Below are 20,756 nucleotides of genomic sequence, written 5' to 3' on the forward strand. Positions count from 1 at the left end.
CCGGCCGACCTGCCGGGCCCACGATCGGTGTGACGACGAGAGCAGAGAGCACGACATGACCACGCACACCCCACCGGCACGCACCCGGGAGACACTGTTCGACCGGAAGCTGCTCCTCGGATTCCTCGGGGTCGGCGTCCTGCTGATCGGATCGCTGTTCACCGGGGTGTTCGACATCTTCGACGGCGAGTTCGGCTGGGAGATGTTCAACATCACCCGGATTCCCCGCACGATCGCCCTGGTTCTCGCCGGCGCCGCGATGGCGATGTCCGGCCTGGTCATGCAGTTGCTCACCCAGAATCGTTTCGTCGAGCCGACGACGACCGGCACGACGGAGTGGGCCGGGTTGGGGCTGCTGCTCATGATGATCGTCTTTCCCACCGCCGGTCTGCTCCCCCGGATGATCGGTGCCATCGTCGCCGCGTTCGTCGGAACCATGATCTTCTTCCTGTTCCTCCGGCGGGTGCAGTTGACGTCGTCACTGATCGTTCCGATCGTCGGCATCATGCTCGGCGCGGTCGTCGGCGCCATCACCACCTACATCGCCCTCGCCACCGACAAACTGCAGAGCCTGGGCATCTGGTTCGCGGGCAGCTTCACGTCGATCATCAGAGGCCAGTACGAGGTCCTGTGGATCGTCGCGGTGGTCACGGTCGTGGTGTTCGTCGTCGCCGACCGGTTCACGGTCGCCGGTCTCGGCGAGGACGTCGCCACCAATGTCGGCCTGAACTACAACCGCATCATCCTGTTGGGAACCGGGCTCATCGCCGTCACCACCGGGGTGGTGACGGTGGTGGTCGGGTCCCTGCCGTTCCTGGGACTGATCGTTCCCAACATCGTCTCGATGTTCCGCGGTGACGATCTGCGCAGCAACCTTCCGTGGGTGTGTCTGCTCGGTATCGCCATCGTGACCGTCTGCGATCTGATCGGCCGGACGATCATCATGCCGTTCGAGATCCCGGTGTCGCTGATCCTCGGGGTCGTCGGTGCCGTCGTCTTCATCGCTCTACTTCTCCGGAGTCGCCGCCATGCCTGACCTCTCCGTCACGCCGACGGCCCCCGCCGCGACTGCTCCGCAGCACACCGGTTCCGGCGCGTTCCCGACCGCCGACCGGCAGCGCCGGTACTGGCTGCTCGTGGGTGTGCTGGCCGCCCTCTCCGTCGTCATCGCCGTGGGGATCGTGTCCTGGAACAATCCGATGCCGTTCGGGACGGAAGGGTTCTGGCGGATCGCGCAGATGCGCGCGACGAGTCTCGTCGTGATCGCGCTCGTCGTCGTGTGTCAGGCCGTCGCCACCGTCTCGTTCCAGTCGGCCACCAACAACCGCATCATCACGCCGTCGATCATGGGGTTCGAATCCCTCTACGTCGCGTTGCAGACGGCCGCCGTCTTCTTCCTCGGTTCGATCGGGGTGACGGTGTTCCAGGGTGTGACGCAGTTCGTCGTCATGATCGTGCTGATGGTCGGGTTCTCGCTGATGCTCTACGGCTGGTTGCTGTCGGGCAAGTACGGGAATCTCCAGGTGATGCTGCTCGTCGGGATCGTGCTCGGTGGTGGTCTCGGATCGATCGCGACGTTCATGCAGCGGATGCTCACGCCGAGCGAGTTCGACATCCTGACCGCCAAACTGTTCGGGTCGGTGTCCAACGCGGATGCGTCCTACCTGCCGTTGGCGATCCCCCTGTGCATCCTGTCGGCGGGGGCGCTGTGGTGGCGCTCGCGACGACTCGATGTCATCGCGCTCGGCAAGGACGTCACGACGAATCTGGGTCTGCACCATCGCCGCGAGATCATGATCGTGTTGTTCCTCGTGTCGGTCCTGATGGCCACGACCACCGCGCTCGTCGGGCCCATGACGTTCCTCGGATTCCTCGTTGCGACGCTCGCCTACCAGTTCGCGAGCACCCACGAGCACCGTTACGTGTTCCCGGTGGCGATCCTCACCGGGTTCGTCATCCTCGGCGGCGCCTACTTCGTGTTGAAGAACATCTTCTACGCCGAGGGCGCCGTGTCCATCATCATCGAGGCCGTCGGGGGCTCGGCCTTCCTCTTCGTGATCCTCCGGAAGGGCAGACTGTGATCGAGATCAAGGGGCTCCGCAAGGAGTACAGCAGCACGGTCACGATCGGCGACATCGACCTGACCATCCCCGCGGGCGGCATCACCGCGCTCGTCGGACCGAACGGTGCCGGCAAGTCCACGATGTTGACCATCGTGGGGCGGTTGCTCGGTGCCGACGCCGGGACCATCGAGATCGCCGGCTACGACGTGTCGAGCACCAAGTCGAAGGATCTCGCGAAGATCGTCTCGGTGCTCCGCCAGGAGAATCACTTCGTGACCCGGCTTACGGTGCGGCAGCTCGTCGGTTTCGGGCGCTTCCCGCATTCGCAGGGCCGGTTGAACCGGGCGGACGAGGAGGCCATCAGTCGGGCCGTGGAGTTCTTCGGTCTCACCGACCTCGAACACCGCTACCTCGATCAGCTCTCCGGCGGGCAACGTCAACGCGCCTATGTGGCGATGGTGCTGTGCCAGGACACCGATTACATCCTGCTGGACGAGCCGCTCAACAACCTGGACATGCGTCATTCCGTCCAGATGATGAAGCATCTGCACCAGGTGGCCGTCGAGCTGGGGCGCACCGTCGTCGTCGTGCTCCACGACATCAACTTCGCGGGCCATTACGCCGACCGGATCTGCGCGATGAAGAACGGCCGGGTCGTCGAGTTCGGAACCCCGGACGAGATCATGCGGGACGAGGTTCTCACCCGCGTCTTCGACACTCCCGTGACGTGCGTCGACGGCCCCAACGGCCGGCTCGCCGTGTACTACTGATTCCGGGGCCGACTCGGAACACGTCGGCGGGGCCGAGTCAGAACACGTCGGCGGGGCGACTCAGAACACGTCGGCGGGGCCGACTCAGAACAACGTCAGTTCACTGTCGCCGGCGGGTGAGGGCGTGCGGGGTTTGACCGACGCCGGCGGCGTCGTGTCCACCTTGATCGGCCCCGGCCGGGCAGCGACCTCGCGTGCCGCCTCACCGGCGAGTTTGTCGGCGACCTCGTTGAAATGGTTGCCGACGTGCCCGCGGACCCAGCGGAAACGCACCGGTCCGGTGCGCTCGGTGAGGGCGCGGTCGATGTCGCGGACGAGGTCGAGGTTCTTCACGGGCGCACCGGACGCCGTCTTCCACCCTTTGCGTTTCCATCCGGGCAGCCATTCCGACGCGCATTTGATGGCGTACTGGGAGTCGGACTCGATGATCATCGGCTCGGCTCCGGGATGCGCCCGCAGGGCTTCGAGGAGGGCGCGAAGTTCCGCGATCTGGTTGGTCCCCGACCGTTCGCCACCCGACGCGGTGGGACCCTCGTGATTGACCCACGCCCAACCGATGGCGCCACCCGGGTTGCGCAGGCAGGATCCGTCGGTGCTCACGATGATCATGTTGCGAACCATAGCCTTTCCGTCCGACAGGTTCGAACCCGTCCTACCGGCCACAACACCCGTCGCAACCGCCCTGCGGCGAGCTTCCGTCCCACGGGTGTTCCGGCGGTCCGGCTTAGAGTGGACCGGTGACGTCCACGGCCTCGCCCCTCGACACCCGCGTCCGGGTGCGATGGCCCGTCCACGTCTCCTCGACTCTACGGCCTCTCCAGCGCGGACCGTGGGATCCGTGTCATCGTGCCGACGGAAATGCGGTGTGGCGTGCGTCGCGTATGAACTCCGGTCCCGTCACGTATCGGCTCGTCCAGGACGGCGCGGACGGTGCCCGCTGCACCGCGTGGGGGCCGGGCTCCGCCGAACTGGTCGATCGTCTGCCGGCGTTGCTCGGCGACGACGACGATCCGACCGGCTTCGCCCCGGAGCATCCGGTGCTCGTGGAGGCACACCGCCGGTTTCCTGCGCTGCGCATCCCCCGCACCGGCCGGGTTCTGGAGTCGCTCGTTCCCGCGGTCCTGGAGCAGCGTGTCCACGGAGTCGCGGCGTTCGCGTCGTGGCGTCGGCTGGTCACCCGGTTCGGTGATCCCGCGCCCGGACCCGCACCCGACGGCATGCGCGTGCCGCCGAGCGCGGAGGTGTGGCGCCGCGTCCCGTCGTGGGAGTTCCACCGCGCGAACGTCGATCCGGGTCGCGCCCGCACCATCGTGCGGTGCGCGCAGCTCGCCGATCGTCTCGAACGTCTCGCCGACGACACTCCCGCCGATGCCCGACGCCGGTTGCGCAGCATCCCGGGGATCGGGGTGTGGACGGCCGCGGAGGTCGCGCAACGCGCCTTCGGGGATGCCGACGCCCTGTCGGTCGGCGACTACCATCTGGCGACCGTCGTCGGACACGCCCTGTTCGGATCGCCCCTCGACGACGCGGGGATGGTCGCCCGGCTCGAGCACCTACGCCCGCACCGGTACCGTGCGGTCCGGCTCCTCGTCGCGGCGGGCGGGTACGGGGCCGTTCCGAAACGGGGGCCGCGCACCCCCGTGACCGACCATCGCGGGCGATGAGCGATTCGTCGATGCGCACCCCGACGACCGTAGAATCGGTGCCATGTCCGCCACCGACGTCGCACCCGGTCCGGTACGCCTCGAACACCTCCCCAGTTTCCTGCTCACTCGCGCGGCACGGCATGTGCACCGCATCGTGTTCGATCGGTTCGACGAGGCCGACTCCCACGGCTACCACTATCGGGTGCTGGCGGCACTCGACGAATACGGCCCCACCAGCCAGGTGGAGCTCGCGCGGCGTTGCGTTCTCGACCGCAGCGACATCGTCGCCGCCGTGGACGCGCTGGCGGAACGACGGTTCGTCGAACGCGCCACCGATCCGCGGGATCGCCGACGCAACATCATCACGCTCACCCGGCGGGGTCGCGCACGGCTGATCGAGTTGGACGGGTTGATCACCGCCGCGCAGGACGAAGCGTTCGCGGCGTTGGACGCCGAGGAGCTCACGCAACTCTCGGCGATGCTCACCAGGATCGTCGATCATCACACGGGGCGTCCGGGCCCCGCGTGACGCGAGTCCGCGTCGGCCTCCCGAGCGCCGGAACCGAGTCGGCCGACGTCTCCTGCACCGTCCGTTACAGCGACCGCGCGATGATCTGCTTCATCACCTCGTTGGCTCCGGCGTAGATGCGTTGCACGCGCGCGTCCTCGTACATGCGGGCGATGAGGTACTCGCGCATGTACCCGTAGCCGCCGTGCAGCTGCACGCACCGGTCGATCACCTCGCACTGCTTGTCGGTGAGCCAGTACTTGACCATCGCGGCGTCCGACGGGTCGAGTTCGCCGCGCAGATGCGCTTCGACGCAGTGGTCGAGAAACACCTGGCAGGTGCGCGCGACGGTCCGGCATTCGGCGAGTTCGAACGCGGTGTTCTGGAACTCGAAGAGGCTGTGCCCGAATGCCTGACGTGCCTTCGTGTACCGCACGGTCTCGTCGACGGCCCGCTGCATCGCACCGGCCGCCTGCGCCCCGATGATGAGGCGTTCCTGGACGAGCTGTGCCATGAGCTGCCCGAACCCCTGCCCTTCCTCGGAACCGAGCAGGTTCGCGACGGGCACTCGGACGTCGACGAACGACAGTTCGGAGGTGTCGGCGCCGTGTTGGCCCACCTTGTCGAGGACCCGGCCGACCGAGAACCCCGGGGCATCACGGAGATCCACGATCAGCAGCGACACCCCCTTCGCCCCCGCCTTCGGGTCGGTCTTGACGGCGAGCACGATCATGTCGGCCGACGACCCGTTGGTGATGAACGTCTTGCTGCCGTTGACCACGTACTCGTCGCCGTCGCGGATCGCGGTGGTCTTGATGGCTTTCAGATCGGATCCGGCACCCGGCTCGGTCATACCGATCGCGCCGAGGATCCGTCCCGATGCCATACCCGGCAGCCACGTGCTCTTCTGCTCCTCGGTGCCGTAGGCGAGGAGGTAGTGCGCGACGATGCCGCTGTGCACCGACACCCCGAACGCGAGGTCTCCGGCGTAGCCCTGCGCCTCGAACACCGCGAGGTCGTGCGCGAAGGTACCTCCGCCGCCGCCGTATTCCTCCGGAACCGAGCACAGCAGCAGCCCGAGCTTCCCCGCCTTCGTCCACACCTCACGGTCGATGCGGCGCTGGGCGTCCCATTTCTCCGCGTGCGCCATCACCTCACGCTCGAAGAAATCGCTCGCCAGTTCGTGGACCGCGCTCACCTCGTCGTCGAACCACGACGGCACATGCTGTTTGTTCACCGGGCAGGTCTTCCTCTCCGAGGGTGCACGAGAGTACGTGCGGTCGTGGTCATTCCGCGCGGAGTTCGCGCTTGAGCAGCTTCCCGCTCTGGTTGCGCGGCAGGGTGTCGACGAACCGCACCGCCTTCGGCACCTTGAACGGGGCCAGCCGCTGCTTCACGTGATCGACGAGTTCGCTCTCGGTGGCGGTGTGCCCGTCCTTCAGCACGACCACCGCGGTCACCGCCTCGATCCACTTCTCGTCGGGAATACCGATCACCGCGACCTCGGCGACCGCCTCGTGGGTGTAGATCGCGTCCTCCACCTCGCGCGACGCCACGAGGATGCCGCCGGTGTTGATGACGTCCTTGATGCGATCGACGACGGTGATGTACCCCTGCGCGTCGCGGGTGACGAGGTCACCGGAGTGGAACCAGCCGTCGCGGAACGCTTCTGCGGTGGCGTCGGGGTTGTCCCAGTAACCCAGGCACAGTTGCGGCGAGCGGTACAGAACCTCCCCCGGCTCACCGTCGGGGACGTCGTTGCCGTCGGCGTCGACGACACGGGTCTCGACGAACAGGACCGGTCTTCCGCAGGACGACGGTCGCTCTTCGTGTTCCTCGGGTCGCAGCACGCACGCGAGCGGACCGATCTCCGACTGTCCGAAACAGTTGTAGAAGGACAGTTCCGGGTAGCGGCCGCGCAACCGCTGGAGCACGGTGACCGGCATGATCGACGCTCCGTACTGGGCCTTGCGCAGCGACGACAGGTCGCGGATGTCCAGATCCGGGTGGTTCGCGAGCGGCACCCACACCGTCGGCGCGAGGAACAGCGAGCCGATGCTCTCGTCCTCGACCAGTCGCAGGATCGACGGGATGTCGGGGGCGGGAAGGAGCCGGATCGTGGCGCCGATCGCGAGGTACGGGAGCATGAACACGTGCATCCCGGCCGAGTGGTACAGCGGCATGCAGATCAGCGGATTGTCGTCCTGTGCGAGGTCCAGCGCGACGATCGTCGACGTGTACTCGAACACGAGTGCACGATGGGTCATCATGGCGCCCTTGGGCTTCGATGTCGTTCCCGAGGTGTAGAGGAGCTGGACGAGGTCGGTGTCGGCGACCGCGACGTCGAGTTCGGGGACGTCACCGGCGGTCGCGACCGCGAGCAGGGAGTCGTCCGCGTCGTGCAACGGCACCACGATGTCGGCGGGCACGTCCGCGAGCACCCGATCGAGGTTGTCGCGCAGTGCAGGATCGACGAGCACGGCCCGGGATCCGGACTGCGCCAGCAGGTAACGCAGTTCCTCACCGCGCAGCGCGTAGTTGACCGGGACGTGCACCAGGCCCGCGCGCGCCGCGGCGAGGTATCCGACGACGTAGGCATCGGAGTTGGTGCCGTACGCGGCTACCCGGTCGCCGCGGTCGAGCCCGAGCGAGATCAGGTGCGCGGCGGCACGGGTGACGGCGTCGTCGAGTTCCCGATAGGTCAGGGTGCGGTCGCCGAAGCGGAGGGCGACCCGGTCCGGGACTCGTGCGGCGGAGCGCCGGAGGATGCCGTCGACGGTGCTCGAGCGAGGATCTGGGCTCATGGCGCTCAGGTTATAGGACGTCCAACAAAGCGTCCAGGGTTCGTTCCGGAGCCCGCGACGGTGGTCAGCGCCCCTGCCACACCGGCGGACGCTTCTCGACGAACGCCGTCATGCCCTCCTGCGCATCGCAGATCACGGCGTTGCGCGCCATCGTCTCGGACATCGACTCGTACGCCTCGTCCTGCGGCAGGTCGATCTGGCGGTAGAACGCTTCCTTGCCGATCTTCAGTGTCGCCGGCGAGGCACCCACGATCTTGCCCGCCAGCACCGCGGTCTCCCGTTCGAGCGCCTCCGGTTCGACGACGAAGTTCACCAGCCCCCACTCCGCGGCGGTGTGCGCGTCGATCGTCTCGCCCGTGAGCAGCATCTGCAGTGCGCGTTTGCGCCCGACCGCACGGCTCACCGCGACCATCGGCGTCGAGCAGAACAGCCCGATCTTCACTCCGGGTGTGCCGAACCGTGCGTTCGCAGCGGCAACCGCCAGATCGCACGACGCGACCAGCTGGCAGCCCGCCGCGAGCGCCGGGCCCTGCACGGACGCGATCACCGGTTGCGGGATCTTCTGCACGGTGTTCATCATCTCGGTGCAGACCTCGAAGACGACGCGTTCCTCCTCGAGGGTGCGACCGATCATCTCCTTCAGATCGTGCCCCGCGGAGAACACCGGCCCTTCGGCACGAACGACCACGACCCGCACCGCGGACTCCGCCGACAACGCCGTCAGACCGAGGGTGACCTCGCGCATCGTCGCCACCGGCAGCGGGTTCCGCTGCGCCGGGCGGTTGAGGGTGAGCAGACCGATACCGGTCGATTCGTCGACCGCGATCAACACGGACGCGGGCAGGGACTCGTCGGCGGAGCGGCCGTTCGCATCGTGATCCGTCACAACCCCTTTCCTACACCACCGGACGGTGGGTGGCACCGCTTCACCACCGGTACGTCGCGACCCGCGCGCACGGAGAACGAGGTGTCCGGTCACGCCGTGATCACGGCTCCGGTCGCGGCCGACACGCCGCTGCGCACCCGCAGCAGCAGTCCGTCGAGCGCCGCCGCGACCTCCGCGGCATGTTCCCCGAGCACCCGGTGCCCGGCACCCGGGATTCCGATCAGCTCCGCCCGTGGCAGATTCGCGGCGATCGCCTCGGAGTGCGTGATAGGCACGAACCGGTCGTCGGTGCCCGCCGCCACCACGACCGGAATCGGCGCGAGCGCACCGACCGCCGCGAACTCGTCGAGGACGGCGAACGCCGCGAACAGCCGCGACCACGTCACGACCGACGTCTCGTTCGCGAGCACCATGCCCAGCATGCGCAACCACGATTCGTCGCGGCGGCGCCCCGCCAGCACCGTGCACACCGCACCACCGGCACGTTTGGACCGTTCCATGATGCGCGGCGCCCGACGCACCGCCCGGTGCAGCCACGTCGTCGCCGGATGGCGAAGATAGCGGCCCACACCGCCGTCGGCGAGGCCGCCCGCGGCCGTCGACAGCAGAGCCGCACCGACGATGCGGTCACCGACCGCGGCGGGAAACAATCGTGCGTACGCGAGGGAGACCATCCCTCCCATCGAGTAACCGACGAGCACCACCGGGCCGGTCGGCACCAACGCGCGCAGCACGGCGTCCAGGTCACGGGCGAGTTGGTCGAACGTGAAGGCGTCGACGTCGCCGACGCCCGAACGTCCGTGCCCGCGTTGGTCGTATCGAACCGTGCGCACGGAAGGCACGCTGATCAGCTCACCGACCGCGTCCCAACACGCGGAATCCTGGCAGTGGCCGTGCACGCACACCACGGTGAGGTCGGCGTCGGCCGGGCCGTCGACGTACGCGGCGAGCGGAACACCGTCGTCGGCCGCGACGGTGACACGGGTCGGGGAAGCGGGCATGGTCGGTCTCCTGGAGGTGATCTGCCAGAGATGTCGCCTGCGCTTCGCCGTCCGTTAACCGTCGCGACCCGATCGTGACCCTCGCTCGGTCGCCGCCCCCTACCGTCTCGGGGCGAGCGCCCGGATCATCGGAGCGGGATCGCCCGGCGCGAGAAGAGCGATCACCGGTGTGGTGATTCCGGCCTCCGCGTAACGCTCGAGATGCTCGCGGCACTCGTCCGGGCTCCCGTGCACCACCAGATCGTCGACCACCCGGTCCGGAATCGCGTCGAGCGCCCCCGCGCGGTCGCCCTCCGCCCACAATCGCCACATTCCGTCGAATTCTTCCGAGCGCCCGAGGAATTCGTGGAAGGCTCGATAGACGGGTACGTTCATGTAGGACGCGATCATGCGCCGCCCCACCGCGCGCGCCGTGTCGGTGTCGAACCCCGGCAGCACGAAGATCCGCGCGACGATCTCCTTACCGTCACCGCCGTCGTGCACGTACGGCGCGACCGTCCGCACGTCGTCGGCCGACAACCAGTTGACGATCGCCCCGTCGGCCTCCCTGCCCGCGAGCCGCAGCATTCCCGGTCGCAGTGCCGCCAGCAGCACCGGCGGAACCGGATCGGCGACGAGCCCCGCGCGGAAGCCGTCGACGGTGAACGTGTCGTACTCGTGGGTGACCTTCTCCCCCGCCAACGCGGACTTCAGGAAACGCAGGGTGTCGCGGGCCCGCTTGTAGGGTTCGTCGAACGCGATGCCGTTCCATCTGCCGACGATGACATCGGAGGAGGTTCCCACCCCCAGCGCGAACCGTCCCGGTGCGGCGGAGGCGAGGGTCGCGGCGGACATCGCGAGAGTCGCCGGCCCCCGCGTGTACACGGGAACGATCGCGGTGCCGAGCCGCAGGGTCGGCGCCCACACGCTCGCAAGCGCGAGCGGGGTGAAGGCGTCGGCGGCGCCCGCCTCGGACGACCACACGTCCGTGTAGCCGAGGTCGGGGAGTTCCTCGACGATCCTGCGCTGGTCGGGGAACGGAATGCCGTCGAGGGGCACGGTCAGCCCCCACCGCGATGTGGCCTGTGTCATGCCGGTCACCCTATCCGGCGCGGTCGGTATGCTGATCCGTCGTGCAGATCAGGCAGTTGTGGCGGTATCCGGTGAAGTCGTTCGGCGGCGAACCGGTACGGTCCGCGACCATCGAAGCCGACGGTCTGCGCGGCGATCACGTGTGGGCGGTGGTCGACGCCGCCGCCGGCACGGTCGCGAGCGCGAAGAAGTTCCGCCGCTTCGGTGTGCTGCTGACCTGCGGGGCGCGGATCGTCGACGACGATGATCCGCGGGATCCGGCCGCCCTCGAACTCACGTTTCCCGACGGGACGGTCGTGCGCGGCGACGACCCGGGCGTCGACACGCTGCTGTCGGATCTGACCGGCATCGCCGTGCGGCTCGAACCGCGCTCCCGGTCGTACGACGAGGCACCGCTGCATCTCGTGTCGACATCCTCGGTGGAGGCGCTCGGTGTGGACGAGCCGGTGGATGTCGCGGTGCGGCGGTTCCGGCCGACGATCGTCGTCGACACCCCGGACCGGCCGGGATTCGTCGACAACGACTGGGTCGGCACGTCACTGCGCTGCGGTGCGGTGGTGCTGCACCCGCACAAGCGCACCGGCCGGTGCGTGATGGTCACCCTCGACCATCAGGAGGTGCTCGCGCGGCGCGACATGTTGCGCACCGTCACGGCGCGCAATCGCGTCCCCGGCGTGGAGGGCGGGAACCCCGTCCCGTGTGTCGGGGTGTACGCGCGGGTGTCGACGCCGGGCACGGTCGCGTGCGGCGACGAGGTCGTCGTCTCCTGACCCCCGTGCGCACTTGTGGTAGTTCCCACTACCACGAGTGCGCACGGGTCAGGCGCCGGTGGCGGGGAGGATGCGGGTGCGCACCTCACCGAAACCGATGCGCCCACCGTTGACGCCGGGCGCGGTCGCGGAGATCGCGATCTCGTCGCCGTCCTGGATGAACGTGCGCTGCTCACCGTTCACCTCGACGGGCTCTGCACCACCCCAGGTCAACTCGATGAACGCACCGCGCTGGTTCTTCTCCGGGCCCGAGATGGTGCCCGACCCGAACAGGTCGCCGGTGCGGGTCGCGGCGCCGTTGACGGAGGTGTGCGCGAGCATCTGCGCCGGCGACCAGTACATCTGCGCGTACGGCGGACGCGACACGATCTGCCCGTTCCACTCGACCGCGAGATCGATGTCGAGGCCCCACTTCTCGGTGCCCTGTAGGTACGGCAGGGGCTCCGGATCCTGAACCGGGGTGTCGATACGCGCGGCCGCGAGCGCGGCGAGGGGCACCACCCACGGCGAGATGGAGGTCGCGAAGGACTTGCCCAGGTTCGGCCCCAGCGGCACGTACTCCCACGCCTGGATGTCGCGGGCCGACCAGTCGTTGAGAACAACAACGCCGAAGCAGTGGTCGGCGAACTCGTCGGGAGTGATCTGCTCGCCCATCGACGAACCGACACCGACGATGAAACCCAACTCCGCTTCGATGTCGAGCCGCACGGACGGACCGAACACCGGCGCGGGATCGTTCGGGCCCTTGCGTTGACCGCAGGGGCGCACGATGTCCACACCGGACGTGACGACCGTCGACGACCGCCCGTGGTAGCCGACCGGAAGGTGCTTCCAGTTCGGCATCAGCGGATCCGGATTCTGCGGACGGAACAGCCGCCCGAGGTTCGAGGCGTGGTTCTCGGAGGCGTAGAAGTCGACGTAGTCGGCGACCTCGATCGGCAGGTGCATGGTCACGTCGGCGATCGCGAACACTGCGTCGTCGGCGACGTCCCCGGCGACGGTCTCCTCGACGGCGGCGCGCACCTCGTCCCAGCGGGCGCGACCCTGCGCCATGAAGGCGTTCAGGCTCGGCTCGGCGAACACGACGTCGTCCTCGAAGATGCGGCTCAGGTCGAGTACCGAATCACCCACGCGCACACCGACACGCGGTTCGGTGTCGGCGGTGGAGAAGATCCCGTACGGGAGGTTGTCGAGCCCGAAGAGTGAATCCTCGGGAATGGCGATGGTGGTCATGCGAGGTTTCCTTCGCTGATCGGGGAGACGGACTTCGGTGCCAGACCCAGCGCGAGCAGATCACCGAGCGGGTCGGCGATGCTGCACGTACCGAACGACCGGAACCTGCGGCGCAGTTCGGCGGCACGGTCGGGAGGCAACGCCGACAGGCGCGACGCCAGTGCCTCGCCGTCGCGGTCGGCGAGCACCGCGGCGACCGCGCTCGTGTCACCGCCGTCCAGCGCCGTGTCGACGGCGGCGAGCACGTTGAGGAAACCGTGCTGTTCGAAACCGGTCTCCGGGTCGGTGTTGCGCACCGCGTGGTGCAGTCCCGCGGTGGCCTTGAACGGCACACCCGCTGTGACGACGGCGACGACGGCGTCGGCCAGTTCGGCTTCGTCGGGGTAGGCCTCGGCGACGATGCCGCCGGTCCGGAACTTCGCGGCATGCGGGGTGCCGGTCATGCGGGCGAGGATATCGGCGCGGCGGGTGTCACGCGGGACCTCGACGAAGATCGCGATCGTCGGGTGCGCGGCAGCGATCCCGTCGAGACCGGTGAACAGGTCGTCGACGGTCTGCTCGGCGGGCACCGCGATCTCGAGAGCCACGACGGAGACACCGTCCAGTGCGTCGACCTTCGCCAGCGCTGCCGCGACCGCGTCCGTCCCGGCCGGAACCGTCAGACTCAGGTCGAGGTCACCCGGATACGGTTGCGTTGCAAGGAGTTCGGCGAGTTCGCCGAGTCGTCCGGCGGGGAACACGAACGCGCCGACGAGCGGCGCATGATCCGACCCGCTGTGCGCGGCGTGGGCGGGCACGGCATCGGGCAGCGGCGCGTTTCCGGGAGGGAACAGCGCGGCGTCGTCGCACAGGTCGGCGAAAAGGGGTCCGAAGTCGGTCATCGACGCGCCTCCAGGTTGCGGTTCCAACTGCCCGCGTAGGACGGATCCTCGCAGGCGAGTGCGCCTTCGCCGAGTTCGAGCGGACGGAAGGTGTCGACCATGACGGCGAGTTCGTCGAAGAAGTCGACTCCGATGCTGCGTTCGTAGGCACCGGGCTGCGGGCCGTGGGCATGACCGCCGGGATGCACCGAGACGGATCCCTGCCCGATACCGGAGCCCTTGCGCGCCTCGTAGTCTCCGCCGACGTAGAACATGACCTCGTCGGAGTCGACGTTCGAGTGGTAGTACGGCACGGGGATCGACAGCGGGTGGTAGTCGACCTTGCGGGGCACGAAGTTGCAGATGACGAAATTGTTGCCCTCGAACGCCTGGTGCGCCGGCGGCGGCTGGTGTACGCGACCGGTGATGGGCTCGTAGTCGTGGATCGAGAACGTGTACGGATAGAGGCAGCCGTCCCAGCCGACGACGTCGAACGGGTGCTGCGGCACGAGGTAACGGGTGCCGACGAGGCCGTGCGACGTGCGGTGCTTGACGAGTACCTCGACGTTCTCCTCCTCGACGAGCAGCGGCTCGCTCGGACCGTGCAGGTCGCGTTCACAGAACGGGGAGTTCTCGAGGAACTGCCCGAACCGCGACAGGTAACGCTTCGGCGGGACGATGTGGCTGTTGGCCTCGATCGTGTAGGCACGCAGCGGCTCGTCGCCGGTGGGCACCCAACGGTGAGTGGTCGCCATGGGCAGCAGGACGTAGTCGCCGGGCTTCGCAGCGAGCGCGCCGAACACCGTTTCCACTGTGGCAGTGCCTGATTCGACGTACACCATCTCGTCGCCGACGACATTGCGGTACAGCGGCGACGGTTTCGTCGAGACCACGTAGGAGATGCGCACATCCGCGTTACCGAGGACGAGTCGGCGGCCGGTGACGACGTCGGTGTCGCCCCAGATGCTCTCGGGGAAGAGGTCGTGCAGGTTCAGGTGTCGCGGCTTCAGCGGATGGTTCGGGGTGGTCGTCTGGTCGGGCAGCGACCATTCTGTGGCTTCGACGATCGCCGACGGGATGTGCCGGTGGTACAGCAGCGACGAGTCGGACGAGAAGCCCTCCTCACCCATGAGCTCCTCGTAGTAGAGGTTGCCGTCGCCGTCGCGGTGCTGGGTGTGACGCTTGGGCGGGATGACGCCGAGCTGTCGGTAGAACGCCATGATTCGGCTCCTGTGCGTGTCTCGAGCTGCGGATCGGCTCCGATCTCCGGATCGCCTCCGCCGTATTAGTAAATACATTAACTAACTGGAGCCCGTGAGCGCAACCACACCCTCGGCATCGAGACCGGTCAGTTACGTCCGCGCACGTCGAACTGACTGCGGTTGGTGATGAGCTTGTTCAGCAGCATCACGAGGATCTGCTGCTCGGCGTCGCTGAGCACGTCCACCCACGCCGCCTCGCGGTCGTTCTGCTCCCGAAACGTCTCGGCGATCTCCCGCTCCCCCGCCTCCGTCAGCGACAACTGCACCGAACGGCCGTCGTGACTGACCGGAGTCTTCTTCAGCACACCGGCTTCTACCAGGGGTTTCGCCAGGTTCGACACGGCCGCGCGGCTCATGCCCGTCAATCGCGCGGCGACATTCGGCTCGACGGGACCGGCCAGCCACGTCACGAACATCAGACGGTACGCGGACCACGACCGGCCACGCGGCCGGTGCACACTCGACTCGAGGTCGTAGGTGACGATGTCGGACGCGCGGTTGAGAGTCAGCAACACCTCCGTCGCGCCGCGGTTGTGCTCGCCGAACCTGCTGTTCAGACGCTCCTGCGCGAGTTCGACGAAGCTCCAGTAGTCGAGGTCGCGGGGTGCTGACATGCGGTCACAGTACCGCACCCGCGAGATTGTTCATACATATATCAGTTGCGGACAGGGTGGCTCGTTGCGGACAGGGTGGCTTACCGCAGTGCGCGACAGTCACCGTGCTCGCCCACCTCGTCCGCACGCGTGAACTCGCCCACACGCGTGAGCGAACGTACCCCTCGATCGAATCAATAGACCGGGTGTACCACTCGCTCGCCGGCGGGGGCGCTCCCCCGGTCGACTGCACTTCCGTCGCCCGACCATTCCGGACCGACGTGATCGACCTCCGAGGCGCCCGCGCGACGTGGTGTTCGGCACGTCGTGGCCTGTCTGCCTGCAAATCTGCACGCACGTGTGCACAATTGTCGAATGAGTTCCACGGACACCCCCATCGAACCGCACCGGCACACACTGCGCAGTCCGCGCTTCTGGCTGGCGCCGCTCGTGGTGGTTACAGCGGTGATGTCTTCGCTGGCCTACTTCTATCTCGGCAGCATCGTCGATCCCACCGGGCACCTACGCGAGTTCCCGATGGCGATCGTCAACCAGGACGTCGGCGACGTACTGCCCGGCTCGGACGAGCACCGCAACCTCGGCACCGAGATCACCGCGGCGGTACTCGACGAGATCGATCCCGACCGCATCGACTTGCAGGAGATGGGGATCAGCGCCGCGAACTCGGGGCTCGACTCCGGGACGCTGTACGGGGCCATCGTCATCCCCAGCGACTTCACCAAACGCACCTCCATCCTCGCGCAGGGCAGTGTCGTGCCCGGGGACATCGAGAAACCGGTCATCACCGTGTACTCGAATCCCCGCGCCGGCACGTTCGCGAAGGGCATCGTCGATCTCATCGGTTCCTCCGCCACCACCACCATCAACGACACCGTCGGCAAGCAACTGACCGAGCAGGTCCAGTCGACTCTCGCCGAGTCCGCACCCGACCTGCAGCTGTCCGGTGGCGCGCGACTCACCCTCGCCCAGCCCATCAACGTCCTCAACGTGGAACACAACCCGCTCCCGGACGGGACCGGCGCCGGACTGTCCGCCTTCTACTTCTCGCTGCTGCTGATCCTCGCAGGGTTCACGGGCGCGACGATCGTCAACTCCCTCGTCGATTCGGCGCTCGGATTCGTGCCCACCGAGTACGGCCCGCTCTACATCGACAAGGAGACCACCCGCATGTCGCGGGTGACGGTGCTGCTCGTCAAGTGGGCGATCATCGTGGTCCTCGCACTGATCGTGTCCGCCCTCTACATGTGGATCGGATCCGCGCTCGGCATGTACGCACCGCGCGGCCTGCTCATGTGGGAGTACGGGGCGCTGGCCATCGCCGCGGTCGGCATCACCTCGGTGTCGATGATGTCGGTCTTCGGTACCGCCGGCCTGTTGGTGAACCTGTTCCTGTTCATCATTCTGGGGCTCCCCTCGTCCGGTGGCACGGTTCCGATCGAGGCGATGCCGAAGGTGTTCGAGTGGTTGGCGACGTTCGAGCCGATGCACCAGGTGTACATATCGACCCGAGCGATCCTGTACTTCGACGGGCACGGGGCCGCCGGGATCACCCACGGGGTGACGATGACGTTCGTGGGTCTGCTGGTCGGTGTCGTCGTCGGGTTGGTCGTGTCCTGGATCTACGACCGCCGCGGTTTCCACCGGTCCCCGGACGCGCGCCTGCCGAAGTTCGCCGACCAGCTCTGACCGGGCAGGTCATTCGCGAGCGTTCGGTGAGGGCGGCGTCGGCGGCGAGTCGACGGAGGACGACGGTGCGTAGGCCGCGTGCGTCCACAGGTGCGACACCGCGTACGCCCGCCACGGGCGCCACGGTTCGGCGCGCGCGACGGCGGCCCGTGGATCGTCGATTCCGAGGGCTCGGCGCAGCACGAGGTCGCCGGAAGGGAACGCGTCGCGGTCGCCGAGGACACGCAGCGACAGGTGGTCGACGGTCCACGGGCCGATACCCGGTACCGCGAGCAGTGCGGCACGGAAATCGGATCGTGTCGGGTCGAGCCCACCGTCGGCGACCCGGGCGAGTTCGCGGACGGTGCGGGCTCGGGACGCCGTCAGGCCCACCGCGGCGCGGAGTTCACCGACGTCGCTGTGGGCAAGGCGGCCGGGAGGCGGGAAACATTTCAGCCCCTGCGGCGCGGGGTCGCCGTAGGCGCCGACGAGTCGCGCGGTGAACGTGCATCCCGCTGCAACGCTGACCTGTTGGCCGAGCACGGTCTGGACGGCGGTCGCGAACCAGTCGGTGCTGCCGAGCACCCGCAGACCGGGACGGGCCGCAACCAGCGGTGCGAGCAGGGTGTCGGTGCGCAACGTCGCGTCGACGGCGGGGTCGGCGTCGAGGTCGAGCCAGCTGCGGACGAGCTCGTCGGGTTCGGCGACCGAGCGGGTGTCGTCCGTGTCGACGCGGACGGTGACGTGGTCGGGTGCCCCGAGGGTCACGGACACCGCGGATGCTCCGGTCGGTGTGCGCACCGCCCGCACGTGTGTCGCGCTCGCCGCGTCGTGGCGTTCGTATCCGACGACGGTGTGCGCACGGAGCGCGGCGAGCACCGCGCCGGCCGCGAACGGCGGGGTGACCGGTATCCGCAGTGTCCTCATGCGACGGTTTCGAGGTCGAGGAGGATGCGTTTGGCGGCGATACCGCCGACGTACTGTCCGATGCTGCCGTCGCTGCGCACCACACGGTGACAGGGGACGACCACGGGCAGCGGGTTCTTCGCGCACGCGCTTCCCACGGCCCGCACCGCGCGGGGGCTGCCGGCGGACGCCGCGACCTGCGCGTAGCTGGCGGTGTGCCCGTACGCGATGTCGGGTAGGTGGGCGATGACGTCGCGGCGGAACCCGGTGGTCAGGCGCAGGTCGAGGGCGAGGTCGAAGGTGACGCGGCGGCCACGGAAGTATTCGTCGAGTTGTGTGGCTGCCGCGTCGAGCCGATGGGGGGCCTCGAGGATGCGAGGGCTGACCCGTTCGGCGAGGTCGGCGAGGATGTCGTCGGGTCCGTCGGTGAGGTAGGCGACGCGGACCAGACCCTCGGTGGTCGCGGCCAGAAGCAGGGCGCCGACGGGGGTGTCCAGGGTGCGATAGGCGACGTCGAGCAGGCCGGCGGAGTCGGCATCGAGGATCAGACGTTCGCGCAGCCAGGCGAGATCGCCGGAGGAGATCGGCGGTGCGGGCACGACGGGGTCGGGAGTGGTCATGGGGCACTTCCTGTGTCGACGCTGTACCGGCGGCGCAGTGCGGCGCGACCGTCGGCTGCGGCTCGGCGCGCGGCCGCGGCACTGTTGCCGAGGATGCCGGCGATCTCGGTGTAGGGCAGTCCCCCGACATAGTGGTAGACCAGTGCGGCCCGCTGCATGAACGGCAACGCCGCGACCCGCGTCCACAGTTCGTCGTCGCCGTCGCCGGGTGGCGCGGTGGTGGCGGCACGGTCGGGGAGGGTGTCGGTGGGGATCGGGTTGCGACGGTGGGCGCGGTGCACGTCGATCGCCTTGCGGTGCGCGATCGTCACCAGCCACGCTTCGAGGTTGGTGCCCGGTGCGAGGTCGGGGTAGGCGCGCAGCGCCGACAGGAACGTCTCCGACCACGCGTCGTCTGCGTCGACCCGGCCGAGCAGCGCGCGACACACCCGTAGCACCGTGGGTCCGTGAACGACGACGATGTGTTCGAACGGCGGCAGCGGCCCTGCCCGCGCCGGGGATCGTCGCTCACGCCGAGGTGCGGCCATGGGCCACCTGCGCCTCGCGGTCGAGGAGGAACTGCTTGCGGTCGAGACCACCGGCGTACCCGGTGAGCCTGCCGCCGCTGCCGATCACGCGGTGGCACGGCACGACGATGCTGAGCGGGTTGCGGGCGTTGGCCGCGGCGACGGCGCGGACGGCGGTGGGCCTCCCGATCGCCGCGGCGATCTGCCCGTACGTGCAGGTGGTGCCGTAGTCGATGGCACGCAGCGCCGTCCACACCGTCTGCTGGAACGCGGTGCCGGCCGGGGCCAGCGGGAGGTCGAAGGCGGTGCGGGTGCCGTCGAAGTATTCGGTGACCTGCGCGGTCGCGGTGTCGAACCCGTCGGCGGTGCGGGGCCCGAAGGTCGTGGGGTCGGGCGCGGGACGGTGGTCGGTCATGTAGAGCCCCGACAACACGCCGTCGGTGTTCACGAGGGTGAGGTCGCCGATCGGTGAGCCGATCACGGTGTGCGTGCGCGGTGCGGTCACGGTGTTGATCCTTCCATCCGAGGTGCGGGTCGGTACCGGGTAGACGCACGGCATCACGAAAACGTGAGGTCCGTGTCTGCGGGTGTCCGAGCGGTCCGGCACCATTGACCGGTGATTCCCCTTCCCGCAGTGCCCGCCGCGTTCGCCGGCCTTCCCGTGGTCGGTCCCCTCGCCAAGGCCGCCCGCGTCGTCGTCGACCGCACCGTCGCCACCGCGGTCTTCGCGGCCGAGGTGCCCGCGCGGATCGATGTCCTGCTCGGCGACATAGAGACAATCGTGCACCGCATCGACGCGGTGGTGACGGACGCCGCCACCACGGTCACCGAGGTGGCGACGGTTGTCGCCGGGGCGGCCGGTGTCGGTGGTGCAGGTCATGGGCGGCGACCCGGCCCGCATGCTCGACGGCTACCTCGACACGACGGCGTTGTTCGATGCCCTCATCGTGGTCGTCTTCGTCATTCTCGGCGTCCAGTCATTGCGCGGCGAGGAAACCGCCGGGCGGGCCGAACCGGTGTTGGCGACCGCAACCGGGCGCGTGGCGTGGATGGGCGGCTAACTGCTGGTCCTCGCCGCGGGCGTCGCCGCTCTGCTGGCCGTCGTGGGTTTGGCGTTGGGGGTGGCGAGCGCGGTCTCGGTCGGTGAGATCGACTACGTGTGGACTATCCTCCGTGCTCACCTGGCCTACGTTCCGGCGGTGTGGACGGTGCTTGCCGTGGCGGCATGCCTGTACGGGATCCTGCCGCTGGCTGTCGGGGCGGTATGGGCCCTGTTCGGATTCGCCATGATCATCGGCACCTTCGGGCCGCTGATGGATCTGCCTCGGTGGGTGCACGATCTGTCCCCCTTCGAGCACATCGCGCGCCTGCCGATGGACACACTGTCCTGGACCCCGATGATCTCCTTCATCGCCGCCAACGCACCCGGATGCGCCGACTTCGGTAGTGCAACAAGAACGTTGGATTGTTTGTGGAACCAGCAGCGCTGCTCCCGCGTCTCGGGGAACACCTCCCGCAACGCCCTCCAGAACCCCAGCGCCCCGTCCCCGACTGCGAGCACCGGTGCCCGC

At 68.3% G+C, this 20,756-nt stretch carries 21 protein-coding genes and 2 pseudogenes; 8 read left to right on the top strand and 15 right to left on the bottom strand.

What is annotated here, in order from left to right; all coding sequences use genetic code 11:
- The first annotated feature begins 55 nt into the window (after positions 1 to 55).
- From LDQ05_RS15825 to LDQ05_RS15835, 3 genes are read left to right on the top strand one after another with little or no spacing between them, the layout of a single operon-like run.
- On the top strand, positions 56 to 1,036 hold the full coding sequence (locus tag LDQ05_RS15825; RefSeq protein WP_226437914.1) for an ABC transporter permease: 981 nt from the start codon (positions 56 to 58) through the stop codon (positions 1,034 to 1,036).
- Positions 1,029 to 2,081 (top strand): iron chelate uptake ABC transporter family permease subunit, encoded by a 1,053-nt coding sequence (locus tag LDQ05_RS15830; RefSeq protein ID WP_226437915.1) that lies wholly within the window; start codon positions 1,029 to 1,031, stop codon positions 2,079 to 2,081. Before LDQ05_RS15825 ends, LDQ05_RS15830 begins: the two co-directional genes overlap by 8 nt.
- Entirely contained in the window at positions 2,078 to 2,833 is a 756-nt protein-coding gene (locus LDQ05_RS15835; protein WP_226437916.1) for an iron ABC transporter ATP-binding protein, read from the top strand. The genes LDQ05_RS15830 and LDQ05_RS15835 overlap by 4 nt, the downstream gene beginning before the upstream one ends.
- A gap of 84 nt (positions 2,834 to 2,917) precedes the next feature.
- Here LDQ05_RS15835 and LDQ05_RS15840 read toward each other — a convergent pair whose 3' ends face one another.
- The gene (locus LDQ05_RS15840) at positions 2,918 to 3,442 is read right to left on the bottom strand and encodes a ribonuclease H family protein (protein ID WP_226437917.1); all 525 of its coding nucleotides are present in this window, start codon (positions 3,440 to 3,442) and stop codon (positions 2,918 to 2,920) included.
- 128 nt (positions 3,443 to 3,570) lie between these two features.
- Between LDQ05_RS15840 and LDQ05_RS15845 the strand changes: the two genes are divergently transcribed.
- Both LDQ05_RS15845 and LDQ05_RS15850 read left to right on the top strand, forming a co-directional pair.
- Positions 3,571 to 4,497: a DNA-3-methyladenine glycosylase family protein gene (locus LDQ05_RS15845; RefSeq protein ID WP_308013250.1), complete on the top strand. Its 927-nt coding sequence runs from the start codon at positions 3,571 to 3,573 to the stop codon at positions 4,495 to 4,497.
- Positions 4,498 to 4,540: 43 nt separating this feature from the next.
- Entirely contained in the window at positions 4,541 to 5,008 is a 468-nt protein-coding gene (locus tag LDQ05_RS15850; RefSeq protein WP_226437919.1) for a MarR family winged helix-turn-helix transcriptional regulator, read from the top strand.
- Between the two features lie 64 nt (positions 5,009 to 5,072).
- Here the strand turns inward: LDQ05_RS15850 and LDQ05_RS15855 are convergent, their stop codons facing one another.
- The 5 genes from LDQ05_RS15855 to LDQ05_RS15875 form a co-directional block, all read right to left on the bottom strand.
- Positions 5,073 to 6,224, bottom strand: coding sequence for an acyl-CoA dehydrogenase family protein (locus LDQ05_RS15855; RefSeq protein ID WP_226437920.1), 1,152 nt, complete (start codon positions 6,222 to 6,224; stop codon positions 5,073 to 5,075).
- Between the two features lie 49 nt (positions 6,225 to 6,273).
- Positions 6,274 to 7,791, bottom strand: coding sequence for an acyl-CoA synthetase (locus LDQ05_RS15860; RefSeq protein WP_226437921.1), 1,518 nt, complete (start codon positions 7,789 to 7,791; stop codon positions 6,274 to 6,276).
- Positions 7,792 to 7,855: 64 nt separating this feature from the next.
- Positions 7,856 to 8,635, bottom strand: a complete 780-nt coding sequence (locus LDQ05_RS15865) for an enoyl-CoA hydratase (RefSeq protein ID WP_226437935.1) — start codon at positions 8,633 to 8,635, stop codon at positions 7,856 to 7,858.
- 131 nt (positions 8,636 to 8,766) lie between these two features.
- Positions 8,767 to 9,678 carry an alpha/beta fold hydrolase gene (locus tag LDQ05_RS15870; protein WP_226437922.1) on the bottom strand — a complete coding sequence of 304 codons (912 nt, stop codon included), beginning with the start codon at positions 9,676 to 9,678 and terminating at the stop codon, positions 8,767 to 8,769.
- 99 nt (positions 9,679 to 9,777) lie between these two features.
- Positions 9,778 to 10,749, bottom strand: coding sequence for an LLM class F420-dependent oxidoreductase (locus LDQ05_RS15875; protein WP_226437923.1), 972 nt, complete (start codon positions 10,747 to 10,749; stop codon positions 9,778 to 9,780).
- Positions 10,750 to 10,790: 41 nt separating this feature from the next.
- Between LDQ05_RS15875 and LDQ05_RS19870 the strand changes: the two genes are divergently transcribed.
- A complete protein-coding gene (locus LDQ05_RS19870) occupies positions 10,791 to 11,519 on the top strand; it encodes an MOSC domain-containing protein (RefSeq protein WP_226437924.1) in 729 nt (242 codons plus the stop codon).
- Positions 11,520 to 11,567: 48 nt separating this feature from the next.
- Here the strand turns inward: LDQ05_RS19870 and fahA are convergent, their stop codons facing one another.
- The 4 genes from fahA to LDQ05_RS15900 form a co-directional block, all read right to left on the bottom strand.
- On the bottom strand, positions 11,568 to 12,752 hold the full coding sequence (gene fahA / locus LDQ05_RS15885; RefSeq protein ID WP_226437925.1) for a fumarylacetoacetase: 1,185 nt from the start codon (positions 12,750 to 12,752) through the stop codon (positions 11,568 to 11,570).
- A complete protein-coding gene (locus LDQ05_RS15890) occupies positions 12,749 to 13,633 on the bottom strand; it encodes a hypothetical protein (RefSeq protein ID WP_226437926.1) in 885 nt (294 codons plus the stop codon). Before LDQ05_RS15890 ends, fahA begins: the two co-directional genes overlap by 4 nt.
- Entirely contained in the window at positions 13,630 to 14,832 is a 1,203-nt protein-coding gene (locus tag LDQ05_RS15895; protein WP_226437927.1) for a homogentisate 1,2-dioxygenase, read from the bottom strand. The genes LDQ05_RS15890 and LDQ05_RS15895 overlap by 4 nt, the downstream gene beginning before the upstream one ends.
- A 128-nt stretch (positions 14,833 to 14,960) precedes the next feature.
- Positions 14,961 to 15,488 carry a MarR family winged helix-turn-helix transcriptional regulator gene (locus LDQ05_RS15900; RefSeq protein WP_226437928.1) on the bottom strand — a complete coding sequence of 176 codons (528 nt, stop codon included), beginning with the start codon at positions 15,486 to 15,488 and terminating at the stop codon, positions 14,961 to 14,963.
- Between the two features lie 354 nt (positions 15,489 to 15,842).
- Between LDQ05_RS15900 and LDQ05_RS15905 the strand changes: the two genes are divergently transcribed.
- Positions 15,843 to 17,174, top strand: coding sequence for a YhgE/Pip domain-containing protein (locus tag LDQ05_RS15905; protein WP_226437929.1), 1,332 nt, complete (start codon positions 15,843 to 15,845; stop codon positions 17,172 to 17,174).
- Between the two features lie 9 nt (positions 17,175 to 17,183).
- Here the strand turns inward: LDQ05_RS15905 and LDQ05_RS15910 are convergent, their stop codons facing one another.
- From LDQ05_RS15910 to LDQ05_RS15925, 4 genes are read right to left on the bottom strand one after another with little or no spacing between them, the layout of a single operon-like run.
- The gene (locus LDQ05_RS15910) at positions 17,184 to 18,080 is read right to left on the bottom strand and encodes a DNA-3-methyladenine glycosylase family protein (RefSeq protein WP_226437930.1); all 897 of its coding nucleotides are present in this window, start codon (positions 18,078 to 18,080) and stop codon (positions 17,184 to 17,186) included.
- Positions 18,077 to 18,679: a methylated-DNA--[protein]-cysteine S-methyltransferase gene (locus LDQ05_RS15915; RefSeq protein ID WP_226437931.1), complete on the bottom strand. Its 603-nt coding sequence runs from the start codon at positions 18,677 to 18,679 to the stop codon at positions 18,077 to 18,079. The genes LDQ05_RS15910 and LDQ05_RS15915 overlap by 4 nt, the downstream gene beginning before the upstream one ends.
- The gene (locus LDQ05_RS15920) at positions 18,676 to 19,206 is read right to left on the bottom strand and encodes an RNA polymerase sigma factor (RefSeq protein ID WP_226437932.1); all 531 of its coding nucleotides are present in this window, start codon (positions 19,204 to 19,206) and stop codon (positions 18,676 to 18,678) included. Before LDQ05_RS15920 ends, LDQ05_RS15915 begins: the two co-directional genes overlap by 4 nt.
- A complete protein-coding gene (locus tag LDQ05_RS15925) occupies positions 19,187 to 19,690 on the bottom strand; it encodes a methylated-DNA--[protein]-cysteine S-methyltransferase (protein WP_226437933.1) in 504 nt (167 codons plus the stop codon). The genes LDQ05_RS15920 and LDQ05_RS15925 overlap by 20 nt, the downstream gene beginning before the upstream one ends.
- 394 nt (positions 19,691 to 20,084) lie before the next feature.
- Between LDQ05_RS15925 and LDQ05_RS20015 the strand changes: the two are divergent.
- Positions 20,085 to 20,543: pseudogene (locus LDQ05_RS20015) on the top strand (efflux permease Rv1217c-related protein); the annotation flags it as partial.
- 26 nt (positions 20,544 to 20,569) lie between these two features.
- Here LDQ05_RS20015 and LDQ05_RS15935 read toward each other — a convergent pair.
- Positions 20,570 to 20,756 (bottom strand): annotated as a pseudogene (locus LDQ05_RS15935) (transposase); the annotation flags it as partial.

The organism is Rhodococcus yananensis (assembly GCF_020515525.1).
Lineage (GTDB): Bacteria > Actinomycetota > Actinomycetes > Mycobacteriales > Mycobacteriaceae > Rhodococcus > Rhodococcus yananensis.